At 71.3% G+C, this 13,024-nt stretch carries 4 protein-coding genes; all 4 read left to right on the top strand.

What is annotated here, in order from left to right:
- Window positions 1-36 precede the first annotated feature (36 nt).
- The 4 genes from ACSHV8_RS29025 to ACSHV8_RS29010 all read left to right on the top strand — a co-directional run bounded on the left by ACSHV8_RS29025 (window position 37) and on the right by ACSHV8_RS29010 (window position 12,972).
- The gene (locus tag ACSHV8_RS29025) at window positions 37-5,385 is read left to right on the top strand and encodes a GH92 family glycosyl hydrolase (protein WP_436520681.1); all 5,349 of its coding nucleotides are present in this window, start codon (window positions 37-39) and stop codon (window positions 5,383-5,385) included.
- 110 nt (window positions 5,386-5,495) lie between these two features.
- Window positions 5,496-9,464 (top strand): discoidin domain-containing protein, encoded by a 3,969-nt coding sequence (locus ACSHV8_RS29020; protein ID WP_436520679.1) that lies wholly within the window; start codon window positions 5,496-5,498, stop codon window positions 9,462-9,464.
- An 81-nt stretch (window positions 9,465-9,545) separates the two neighbouring features.
- Window positions 9,546-10,802, top strand: a complete 1,257-nt coding sequence (locus ACSHV8_RS29015; protein ID WP_436520677.1) for a vanadium-dependent haloperoxidase — start codon at window positions 9,546-9,548, stop codon at window positions 10,800-10,802.
- Between the two features lie 136 nt (window positions 10,803-10,938).
- Window positions 10,939-12,972: a DUF4153 domain-containing protein gene (locus ACSHV8_RS29010; RefSeq protein WP_436520675.1), complete on the top strand. Its 2,034-nt coding sequence runs from the start codon at window positions 10,939-10,941 to the stop codon at window positions 12,970-12,972.
- The last annotated feature ends 52 nt before the right edge of the window (window positions 12,973-13,024 follow it).

Here is a 13,024-nt window from a genome sequence, read left to right as displayed (position 1 = left end):
GGCGTCCACTGTGCACCTCCTCCGCTTGGAGTCCGCATGAGATTCTCCCGCTCGCCCCGACGGTGGTCAGCCGTCGCCGGCGCGCTTCTCCTCCCGGCCGGACTGCTGTCCGCTCCGACCGCGGCCAGTGCCGCGGTCGCGGCCGGAGACTTCCGTTCCTCGTTCGAGTCCACCGACCAGCAACCCGTGGCCAGCACCGCCGAGCTCGACGCGGCCGGCAAACCGGTCCAGGGCAACCTGACCGGCTCGATCCGCACCGGGCTTCCCGGCAGCGTCCTCGGCCAGGTCACCGCCGTGACCGCCAGCGCCGAGAACCCGCCTAACGAGACCGCGGTCAAGCTCAAGGACGGCGACTCGTCGACCAAGTGGCTGACGTTCAGCACGACCGGCTGGGCCACCTACCAGCTGGCCGCGCCGGTGAAGGTCGTCAAGTACTCGCTGACCTCGGCGAACGACGCGGCCGGGCGCGACCCCAAGAACTTCACGCTGCAGGGCTCGGCCAACGGCACCGACTGGGTCGACCTCGACGCCCGGACCGGCCAGACCTTCGGCGGTCGCTTCGCGACCAACACCTACACCCTCGCCAACACCACCGCGTACGGCTATTACCGGTTGAACATCACCGCCAACTCCGGTGACTCGCTCATCCAGCTGGCCGACTGGGACATCAGCGACGGCACCGACGTCAAGCCGCCGTCCACGCCGATGGTCAGCGTCGTCGGCGCCGGCCCGTCCCGGGGCTCCAACGCCAAGCCGGGCGCCGGGTTCACCGGGGTCGCCTCGCTGCGCTACGCCGGTGCGGCCGAGGGCGACGGACGGTCGTACGCGAGCAATCGTCTTTTCGATGTGAAGATCCCCGTCGGGCCGAAGACGCGGCTGAACTACAAGATCTTCCCCGAGCTCACCGGCGAGGATCTGCAGTATCCGTCCACCTTCGCCGCGATCGACCTGCACTTCACCGACGGCACCTACCTGAGCAAGCGGTCCCCGATCGACCAGCACGGTTACGCCCTCACGGCGGCCGGGCAGGGCGCGTCGAAGGTGCTGCTGGCCGACGAGTGGAACGCCGTCCAGGCCGACGTCGGCACGGTCGCCAGCGGCAAGACGATCGACCGGATCCTGCTGTCCTACGACAACGCGGGCGCCAAGGCGGTCACCCGGTTCCAGGGCTGGATCGACGACGTCACCGTGACCGGCACGCCGGCCGCGATCGACAAGTCGGCCCTGACCAACTACGTCGACACGCGGCGCGGCACCAACGCGTCCGGCGGTTTCTCCCGAGGCAACAACCTGCCCCTGGCCGCGGTGCCGAACGGCTTCAACTTCCTGACGCCGGTCACCAACGCCACGTCCGACTCGTGGGAGTACGTCTACCAGCGCGACAACAACGCGGCCAACCTCCCGACGCTGCAGGGCCTGGCGATCTCGCACGAGCCCAGCCCGTGGATGGGTGACCGCAACCAGATGTCGGTCATGCCGGTCCCGGCCGGTGGCAACCTGACCGGCACGCCGAGCACCCGCGCGCTCGCGTTCAGCCACGACGACGAGATCGCCCGCCCCGACCTCTACTCGGTGAAGACGCAGAACGGCCTGGTCGCGCGGATGACCCCGACCGACCACGGCGGCGTCGCCGACTTCACGTTCCCGGCCGGCTCGGCCACCGGCAGCGTGGTCTTCCAGAACGGCACGTTCACCATCGCGGCCGACGGCACGGTCACCGGCTGGGTCGACAACGGCAGCGGCCTGTCCGCCGGCCGGAGCCGGATGTTCTACGCCGGCACGTTCGACCGGGCGCCGGCCGCCACCGCGGCCGCCTCGGCCACCTTCGACACCTCGGCGTCGGCGACCGTGACCCTGCGGTTCGCGACCTCGTTCATCTCGGTCGACCAGGCCGGGAAGAACCTCGGCCTGGAGGTCACCGGCAGGAGCTTTGACCAGATCCACAAGGCCGCCACCGCGGCCTGGAAGGACCGGCTGGGCCGGGTCGAGGTGCAGGGCGCGACCGAGACGCAGCTGGTCACGCTCTACTCCAACCTGTACCGGCTCAACCTGTACCCGAACTCGCAGTCGGAGAACACCGGCACCGCGACCGCGCCGCACTGGCAGTACGCGAGCCCGGTGTCGGCGGCGACCGGCACCTCCACCCCGACGAACACCGGGGCGAAGCTGGTCGACGGCCAGATCTACGTCAACAACGGGTTCTGGGACACCTACCGCACGGTGTGGCCGGCGTACTCGCTGCTCTACCCGGACGTCGCGGCCAAGCTGGCCGACGGTTTCGTCCAGCAGTACCGCGACGGCGGCTGGATCGCCCGCTGGTCCTCGCCCGGTTACGCCGACCTGATGACCGGCACGAGCGCCGACGTCGCCCTGGCCGAGGCGTACCTGAACGGGGTCAAGCTGCCCGACCCGCTCGGCGCGTACGACGCCGCGGTCAAGGACGCCACGGTCGCCTCCGGGCGCAGCGCGGTCGGCCGTAAGGGCATCGAGACGTCGCTGTTCCTCGGCTACACGCCGACCACCACCGGCGAGTCCGTGTCGTGGGCCCTGGAAGGGTTCATCAACGACTTCGGTCTCGGCAACATGGCGGCCGGCCTGGCCAAGGACCGGGCCACCCCGAAGTCGCGGGTGAAGCAGCTCAAGGAGGAGTCGCGGTACTTCCTGGAGCGGGCCCGCAACTACGTCAACCTGTTCGACTCGAAGAGCGAGTTCTTCCAGGGGCGGCAGGCCAACGGGACGTTCCTGAACGGTGACCCGCTCGACTGGGGTGGCGTCTACACCGAGACCGACGGCTGGAACTACGCGTTCACCGCCCAGCAGGACGGGCAGGGCCTGGCCAACCTGTACGGCGGACGCAAGCAGCTGGAGAAGAAGCTCGACGAGTTCTTCGCCACCCCGGAGAAGGCCGACCACCCCGGCGGGTACGGCGGCACGATCCACGAGATGCTGGAGGCCCGGGCCGTACGCCTCGGCCAGCTCGGCATGAGCAACCAGCCCTCGCACCACATCCCGTACATGTACGACTACACCGGCGCCCCGTCCAAGACGCAGGCGATCGTGCGGGAGATCCTGCAGCGGCTCTACGTCGGCAGCGAGATCGGCCAGGGCTACCTGGGTGACGAGGACAACGGCGAGATGTCGTCCTGGTACATCCTCAGCTCGCTCGGCCTTTACCCGCTGCAGAACGGCTCGTCCAGCTGGGCCATCGGCTCGCCGCAGTTCGACCGGATGACCGTGCACCGCACCACCGGCGACATCGTCGTCAAGGCGTACGACAACAGCGTCAAGAACGTCTACATCCAGTCCGCCCGGGTCAACGGCAAGACCCAGAAGAACGTCTCGATCGACTCGTCGGTCCTCAAGCGGGGCGGCACGATCGAGTTCGTCATGGGCCCGAAGCCGTCGTCCTGGTCCACCGGGAAGAACGACGTGCCGCCGTCGCTGACCAAGGGCACCGAGGCACCCAAGCCGCTGCAGGACGTCACCGGTCCCGGTCTCGGCACCGCGACCACGTCCGGCGGCCAGGACGCCTCGAAGCTGTTCGACGACACGTCCAGCACCCAGCTGACGTTCGACTCGGCCACGCCGACGGTCAACTGGAACTTCCGGGGCGGCAAGCAGGCGCCGACCTACTACACCCTCACCTCGGGGGCCAAGGCCGGCGACCCGGCCGACTGGCAGCTGCAGGGCTCCAAGGACGGGATCACCTGGACCACCCTGGACTCCCGCCGCGGCGAGACGTTCGCCTGGCGCAACCAGACCCGGCCGTTCCAGATCACCCGGCCCGGCCGGTTCACCCAGTTCCGCCTGGTCGTCGGCCGGACGACCGGGGCCCCGCAGGCCAACCTGGCCGAGATCGAACTGCTGGCCGGCGGCGACGTCAAGCTGGGCGGCGGCAGCGTCACGGTGAGCGGCGCCACGACCGTTCCGGCGCTCTCCGGCACGGCGGTCACGGTGCCGCTGGCCACCGTCACCGGCGGGACCGCGAGCGGCTACCAGGCCACCGTCGACTGGGGTGACGGCACGCCGGCCACCGCGGGCACGACGACGCTCAGCTCGCGGGCGGTCTACGGCGTGAGCGGCTCCCACACGTACGCGAAACCCGGTTTTTATCAGGCCAAGGTCACCGTGACCGACGGCACCGGGCAGGACTCCGCGACCGTCGGTGTCCAGGTGAGCTACGTGCCCGACTCGGGTCTGGCCGCCGCGTTCGACACCGTCTGCATCGGTGACGACGGGGTGCTCGGGGCCAACTGCGACGCCAAGAACTGGGCCTACTCCCGCAGCGCGCTGGCCGCGGCCGGCGTGACCCAGGGCAAGCCGGTGACCGTGCCGGGCACCGCGCTGCGGTTCACCCTGCCGGTGACCCCGGCCGGGCAGCCCGACAACGCCAGCGGCAACGGGAAGACGGTCGCGCTGAACCTGCCCGCCGACGCCAGGAGCATCTCGTTCGTCGGCACCGGCACCCAGGGCAACCAGAGCACCACCGGCACCGCGACGTTCAGCGACGGCAGCACGGCGAGCATCCCGATCCAGTTCACCGACTGGACCATGGGCGCGAACCCGAACGCCACGCCGGCCTACGGCAACGTGATCGTCGCCAAGTCGGCCTACCGGCTGCACGGCCCGGACCAGGACGCGGCGGTGCCGTTCCTGTTCGCCACCGCGCCGTACCAGATCCCGGCGGGCAAGACGCTCGTCTCGGTGACCCTGCCGACCCAGACCGGCGACCCCGGTTCGGCCGGCCGGATCCACGTCTTCGCGATCGCCGACGACGGCACGCCCCGGCCGGAACTGGCGCTGACCGCGCCGGCCGGCCAGACGGCGACCGCCGGTAAGGAGTTCGCGGCGACGCTGGGCTCGGTCATCGGCGGGGCCCACGCAACGGTCCAGTGGGGTGACGGCACCGTGCCGGCCGACGCCACCATCGACGGGTCCGGGGCGATCGGTGGTAAGCACACGTACGCCCAGCCGGGCGCGTACACCGTGCACGTCACCGCCTGGGACGCGTACTCCAGCAGCACGGTCACGTTCACGGTGACCGTGGCCAAGGGCGCCGCCGCGATCACGTCCACCGTGGTCGACCCCGGTAAGCCCGCCGCCACTCCGGCGTATCGGCCGCAGGCCACCCTCTCGGTGACCGCGGGACCGCGGGCCACCGCGATCACGGTCGACGGCTCCGGGTTCGCGCCCAACGAGACGGTGACCGGCCGCGTCGGCGCCGGACCGGCCGTCACGCTGCACGCCAACGCCGACGGGGTCGTCTCCGGCGAGACCGTCAGCGTGCCCGGGACGGCCCAGCCGGGTGGCACCGGCGTCATCCTGACCGGCGCCTCCTCGGGCGCCAAGGTCGAACTTCCGTTCACCGTCACCCCGGCCAACTAAGCCGAGGTGGCCCCCCGGCCCGCCGGCGAGTCGCCCCTGATCGGGGCGGCCCGCCGGCGGGTTTTTCCGACCCGTTGACCGACAACGTTGTCATTTGGTGGAAGGCCCCCATGAACGTTTCCCGCCGTACCTTCCTCGCCGCCGGCGGCGGCAGCCTGCTCGCCACGATCGGGCTGCCCGGCCCGGCCGAGGCCGCCCCGAACGCCCCGGCCACCCCGGCCGCCCCCGCTGACCTGGCCCTCTACCGCCCGGTCACGGTCTCGTCGACCGCGTACGCCCCGACCCAGCCGAACTTCGTCGTCGACCTGCTCAACCAGGTCGGCGTCAAGGGTTCGGGCTGGCGGGCCGGCGGCGGCGACCCGCAGTGGATCGCCGTCGACCTGCAGGCCGTCTGCGAGATCACCGCGGTCACGCTGACCTTCGAGGCCACGCCGGCCGACGGGCCGTTCGACGGCAACTACAACAACGCCGACGGGGACGAGATCCTGTCGAGCGCCGCCGTCGCGTACAAGATCGAGGTCTCCCCGGACGGAAAATCCTGGTCGACGGCGTATCAGACCGAGGCCGGGCCGGGTGGCGCGCAGGCGATCACCCTGGCCGCGCCGGTCAAGGGCCGCCACGTGCGGATGACCGCGACCCGGCGATCGACCACGAACCCGGTCGGCCTCAACGGCTTCCAGGTGTACGGCCGCCCCCTGTCCCCCCGCCCGAGGGCGACCGGCTGGACGGACTGGGCCGGCGGCAACACCGCGCCCGTCCCGGCGCTGACCGTGGCCGCCGACGGCACCGTGCCCCTGGAGTCGGGCTGGGCGCTGACCCTGGACGACTTCGCCGGCCCGGCCGACGGCCCGGCCCTGTCGACCGGCCGCCGTGACGTGCGCGACTGGCTGCCCGCCACGGTTCCCGGCACGGTCCTGGCCACCCTGGTCGAGCGCGGTCACCTGCCCGATCCGGTGGCCGGTTTCGAGAACCTGAAGATCCCGGAGGCGCTGTCCCGGCACGCCTGGTGGTACCGCCGCGAGTTCCGCCTGCCCCGCGGCCTGAACACCGGGGCCGGCCGGCACGTCTGGCTGGAGTTCGACGGCATCAACCACGAGGCCCGGACCTGGGTGAACGGTGTCGACGTGGGCACGGTGACGCACCCGTTCGCCCGCGGCGCGCTGGACATCACGGCCGCGCTGAAGGGGCACACCGACCACACCGTCGCCGTCAAGATCACCCCGATGCCGCACCCGGGCACGCCCGGCGACAAGACCCTGGACAGCTGGACGTTCCTCAACGGCGGCTCGCTCTGGCTGGACTCGCCGACCTACCTCGCGGTGTCCGGCTGGGACTGGATGCCCGCGGTCCGCGACCGGGTGGCCGGCCTGTGGAACCACGTGCGGCTGCGCACCACCGGCGCCGTGGTGATCGGCGACGCGCACGTGACCAGCAAGGTTCCCGACACGCGGACGGCCGACGTGACCGTCACCGTGCCGCTCCGCAACGTCGCGACGACCGCCACCACGGTCACCGTCCGGGCGTCGTTCGCGAGTTTCCGGATGGAGAAGACGGTCACCGTGCCGGCCGGCGCGAGCACCGAGGTCACGTTCATCCCGGTCCGGGTGACCAACCCGAAGCTGTGGTGGCCCAACGGCTACGGCGACCCGAACCTGCACGAGCTGACCGTCACCGCCACGGTCGCGCGGCAGACCAGCGACACCCGGAAGATCACATTCGGCATTCGGGAGTACGGGTACGAGTCCTTCCAGCCCGTCGTCATCTCCCCGCCCGCCGTCCCGCCGCTGGCGTTCGAGAACAACCACGCCACCCAGACGGTCACGTTCGAGCGGACCACCAAGCGTTACGTCCGGATGCAGGCCGGCGCCCGGGCCACCGGCTGGGGCGTCTCCCTGTGGTCCCTGGAGGTCCACGACGGCGCCGACGGCCCCGACCTGGCCCGCGCGAAGACCGCGACCGCGTCCACCCAGAGCGGCTCGGCTCCCGCGGTGGTCGACGGCGACGCCAACACCCGCTGGAGCTCGGACTACCTCGACGACCAGTGGATCCAGGTCGACCTGGGCGCGGCGGCCGGCTTCGACCGGGTCACGCTGGTCTGGGAGACCGCGTACGCGCTGGACTTCCGCGTGCAGGCCTCGGACGACGGCGACACCTGGGACGACCTGGCGTCACGCAGCAACGAGACGCCGATCGGCAACACCGGCAAGCAGGTCGTCGACCTCGGTGAGCAGCACGCCCGCCACGTGCGGGTGCAGGGTCTGCGGCGGGCCACCGACTGGGGTTTCTCGATGTGGACGCTGTCGGTGCGGCGGGCGGCCGACGCGGCCACCGATCTGGCGCGGGGCAGGACGGTGACGGCGTCGTCGAGCGAGGACGCCAATCCGGCCGCGAACGCGGTGGACGGCAACGCCCGTACGCGATGGGCGTCTTCTGCTTCTGACAACCAGTGGATCCAGGTCGACCTGGGGGAGACGGTCGCGTTCGACCAGGTCGAGATCGACTGGGAGGCGGCCTACGCCCGGGACTTCAAGATCCAGGTGTCGGCCGACGGGGACGCGTGGACGGACGTGACGACCGTCGACAACGCGGCGATCGAGCTGAAGATCAGCGTCAACGGCGTGCCGGTGTTCTGCCGCGGCGGCAACTGGGGCTGGGACGAGCTGCTGCGCCGCACCGGCTCGCACCTGATCCGGGACGCCGTCGCCATGCACCGCGACATGAACTTCACGATGATCCGCAACTGGATCGGCAGCAGCACCCGCGACGAGCTCTACGCGGCCTGCGACGAGTTCGGCATCCTGGTCTGGAACGACTTCTGGGAGGCCGGGCCGTTCATCGACGGGTCGCCGACCTACGACGCGATCGTGGCCGACACCATCCGGCGCTACCGGCACCACCCGTCGATCGCGGTCTGGTGCGGCGCCAACGAGCAGTTCCCGCCGGCCGCCGTCGACGCCGGCCTGCGCAGGGCGGTCGCCGAGAACGACCCGGAGATCGTCTACGTGCCGTCCTCCAACGCCGGCGTGGTCAGCGGCAGCGGCCCGTGGCACTGGATCGAGCCGACCGCCTACGCCGACCCGCTCAGCTACAAGGCCGGCGTCTTCGGTTTCCACACCGAGATCGGCATGCCGGTCGTCCCGCACGCCGAGACCATGCGCAACCTGGCCAAGGACGAACCGGCCTGGCCGATCGGCGAGGTCTGGGGCTACCACGACTGGGCGCGCAACGGGAACCAGCACGTGGACGGCTACCGGACGGCGATCGAGGCCCGCTTCGGCCCCTCGTCGTCGCTCGAGGAGTTCACGCGACGGGCCCAGTTCGTGAACTTCGAGAACCACCGGGCGATGTTCGAGGCGTGGAACGCGCGACTGTGGCAGAACGCGTCCGGGCTGCTGCTCTGGATGTCGCATCCGGCCTGGTACAGCACGGTCTGGCAGACCTACGACTACGACCTCGACGTGAACGGCGCCTACTACGGCTCGCGCAAGAGCTGCGAACCACGCCACGTCCAGGCCGACCCGGGCACGTGGCAGGTGCGGGTGGTCAACCACACGTCGGCCCCGCTTTCCGAGATCAAGATCAAGGCTTGCGCGTACGACCTCGGCGGACGCGCCCTGGGGGTGGCCCAGAGCCGCACCCTCTCGGTCGCCGCCTCGTCCACCGCGCCCGCCTTCGTGCTGGCCGCGCCCACCTCCGGCCTGCACCTGGTCCGGCTGGAGATGCGTGACCGGCGCGGCGCCCTGATCTCGGAGAACACGTACTGGCGGTACTCGAAGCCGGAGGAGATGAAGGCGCTGTCGGCGATGCCGCGCACCCGCCTGAGCGTGACCGTCCGGCCCGCCCGGGACCCGGACGCGGTCACCGCCGTGGTGACCAACCGCGGCCCGGCCGTCGCCGCCCTGGTCCGGCTGGCGCTGCGCGACGGTCACGGCGAGCGGGTGCTGCCCGCCCGCTACGACGACAACTACTTCTGGCTGCTCCCGGGCGAGAGTCGCGAGGTCGTCGTCTCCTGGCCGGGCCGCCTCGGCCGCCCCCACGGCCTGACCGTCACCGCGGAGGCGTACAACACACAAAGTTGACAATTGTCGATGCGGTCTTGTGTGGACAATGGTCGGCCATCAGGGTGGTTGCGGCAGTTTCCGACAGCCCGGGGGACCCTGATGGCATACCGTCGCTTGCCCGCACTGACCGTCACTCTCACTCTGATCGCCGCCCTGACGCCGGCCGCCGCGCAGGCCGGCTCGTCGCACGGCCCCAACGCCGTGGTGGCCTGGAACCTCAACGCGCAGAACGAGATCTACGAGGTGGCCCGGCAGTCGCCGGCCACCGCCGCCCGCAGTTTCGCCATGGTTCAGGGCGCCGTCTACGACGCGGTCAACGCCGTGTCGGGCGTCCGCTATGAGCCCTACCTGATCGCCCCGAAGGTGCGCCACGGCGCCTCGGCCGACGCCGCGGTGGCCGCGGCCGCCTCCCGGGTGCTGCTCGCGCTCTTCCCGGACCAGGCCGCGACCGTGCGGGCCCAGTACGACGCCGCGCTCGCCGCGATCCCGGACGGCCGGGCCGAGCGGGACGGCGTCGCGGTGGGGGAACGGGCGGCCGACGCGATGATCGCCGCCCGCGTCGGTGACGGCGCGTTCGACCCGGACAGCTACGACATCAGCACCGCACCCGGCCAGTGGCGGCCCACCCCGCCGACCAACGTCCAGGACGGCGCGTGGTTCGCCGACCTCAAGCCGTTCGTGCTCCCCGACCCGGCGATGTTCCGGACCGTCGGCCCGCCCGCACTGACCAGCGCCGCCTACGCCCGGGACCTCAACGAGGTCAAGGCGATCGGCGGGGTGAACAGCACGGTCCGCACGCTCGACCAGACCCAGTCGGCGATCTGGTGGCACGACCGGCGGCTCACCGAATGGGCCATGAAGCGGCAGCTCGCCGAGACGCGGCACCTGAGCACGCTGCAGACCGCGCGGATGTTCGCGATGGTCGACATCGTCAACGCGGACGCGCTGATCGCCTGCTACAACGAGAAGAAGTACTGGAACTTCTGGCGGCCGGTGACCGCGGTGCAGGAGGCCGACCTCGACGGCAACCCGGCGACCGTGGCCGACCCGACCTGGATGCCGCTGCTGGTGACGCCGCCGTTCCCGGACTACACCTCCGGGCACACCTGCTCGTTCTCGGCGATCGCGCTGACCTGGCAGCGGTTCTTCGGGCGGGACGACATCGCGATGAGCGCGTACAGCGCGGACTCGGGGACCACGCGTTCGTTCACCAGCTTCTCGTCGGCACTGGCCGAAGTGGTCGAGGCGCGGATCTGGGGCGGGGTCCACTTCCGTACGGCCGATGTGCGCGGTGTCCAGATCGGTGACGGCACGGCCCGGTACGTGCTCGCCCGGGAGTTCCGGCCGCGCCACTGACCAGCTCAGGAGGCCCTCCTCGGGACACGATCGGCGTGCACACGCAGTCGTCACGGCGATACGGAACCGTCGCAACGTAGACGTACGTGCGCGGACCCCCTACGCTGTGCCGAACCTGTGAAACGAGGAGGGCACTGTGGCCGAGTCCCCGCCAGAGCAACGCAACCCGACCGATCCGGCGCCACCGGCGCCGCAGTTGCTGGTGATGCCCCAGAACGATGTGCTGCCGTCGATGGCCTGGCCCGGTGCCGAGGGAGAGCCGGCCTGGGCGATCCCGGTCCGGATCCCGTCCGGGACCGTGGGGTACGCACTGTTCGTGCCGATGGTCGCCGTGTCGGCCGCGACCGTCGTGGCGCCCGTGGGCGCTTCGGCCTCCCCGGCAGTTGCGGCGCCGGTTGTCACGCCGGCCGAGTCCGCCCCGGAGGCCGCTGCCGAGGTCGCTTCCGAGGTCGCTGAATCCGACAAGTCCGAAGAGTCCGACGTGGACACGGCGGAGGGCGACGAGCCGGAGACCGCGGTCGCTGTCGAGGCCGTGGCCACCCCGGCTCCGCGGGTGCCCGAGAAGGTCGCGCCGGCGCCCGGCGAGGACTGGACCACCCCGTCCACCTGGCCGCCCGGCGTCCGGCACGACCAGCACCGGCCGTACCGGTACGAGGCCCCGCCCACCCCGTGGCAGAAGTTCCGCGAGAAGCACTGGCCGGGACCGGCCCAGACGCGCGGCGCGGCCGTCCCGCTCGGTGTGCTCGCGGGCGCGCTCGGCGTCGCCTGTTTCGTGCCGCTGGACCGGACCGGCATCGGCTGGTTCCTCGGGTTCCTGGTGCTGGCCGCGGGCGTGGTCATGGCCGTACGCCAATCGGTTGATCTTTCTCATGGTGAACGCTGGATCCGTTCCGGCTGGGCGGTGGCGTCGCTGCTGCTCTTCGCGGTTCCCGCCGTCCGCAACGCCTGGTGGCTGGTCACGTTCAGCGTGCTCGGCGCACTCGGCTGCGCCACACTGGCCATCGTCGGCGGCCGTCAGGTGCGGTCCATCCTGTTCGGCCTGATCGCCACGCCGTACGCCGCCTTCAAAGGTCTTCCCTGGGTCCGCCGGCACGTGAAAGCGAGCCGCAACCCCGGGCTGGCCCGGCGCATCGTCTTCTCGGTCGGCCTCACGGTGCTGGTCCTGCTGGTCTTCGGCGCGCTGCTGTCCTCGGCCGACGTCGCGTTCTCGACGCTGCTCGGCGACGTCGTGCCCGATCTCGACGGCGGCTCGATCTTCCAGTGGATCTTCCTGGCCGTGGCCGGCGCCCTGATCGCGGTCGCCGGCATCTACACGCTGTCGGCGCCGCCGACGACGTCCGGGCTGGACACCGAGGGCCGGGGCCGGTTCGGCCTGGTCGAGTGGGCGCCCGCCGCCGCCGCGCTGGTCCTGCTCTTCGCCGGGTTCGTCGGCGTGCAGTTCGCGGTGCTGTTCGGCGGCAGCCGGCACGTGCTGAAGACGGCCGGGCTCAGCTACGCGGAGTACGCGCGCAGCGGCTTCTGGCAGCTCGTCGCCGTCACCCTGCTGTCGCTGGCCCTGCTCGCCGCGCTGGCCCGCTGGGCCCGCCGCGACACCCCGACGGAGCGGATGCTGCTGCGTGTCCTGCTCGGCCTGGTCTGCGGCCTGAGCGTGGTCATCGTCTGGTCGGCGCTCTCCCGCATGTGGGCCTACCAGCGCGTCTACAGCTTCACCGGCGAGCGCATCTTCGTGATGTCGCTGGAGATCCTGCTCGGCACCGTGTTCGTGATGATCGCGGTGGCCGGCATCCGCTGGCGGGGCCGCTGGATCCCGCGGGCCACGATCGGCCTGGCCGTGCTGATGCTGCTCGGCCTCGCGGTCCTCGACCCGGAGGGCTACGCGGCCGACCGCAACGCCCTGCGCTACGAGCAGACCGGCAAGATCGACGCGTGGTATCTGCGGGCCCTCTCGGCCGACGCGACCCCGGCCTTGACCCGACTGCCCGATCCCGTACGGCGATGCACGCTGAGCTGGATCAACGACGACCTCAAGGAGCCCGACCCCTGGTACGCCTGGAACCTCGGACGGCAGCGCGCCCGCGCCGCCCTGAAGAAGCTCCCCAAGGGCGCGATCGGCGACTACCGCGACTGCCGCTCGGCTGACCAGTACGACCTGCCCAAGACACGTCGGTGACCCGTCGCGCGCGGTCCGGAGCGGTCCGGGCCGCGCGCGATGATGTGAAAGC

Origin of the sequence: Actinoplanes sp. HUAS TT8 (assembly GCF_051380535.1) — a bacterium.
GTDB lineage: Bacteria > Actinomycetota > Actinomycetes > Mycobacteriales > Micromonosporaceae > Actinoplanes.
Note: the sequence above shows the minus strand (reverse complement) of the source record. Positions and strands in the feature narration are given on the sequence as shown.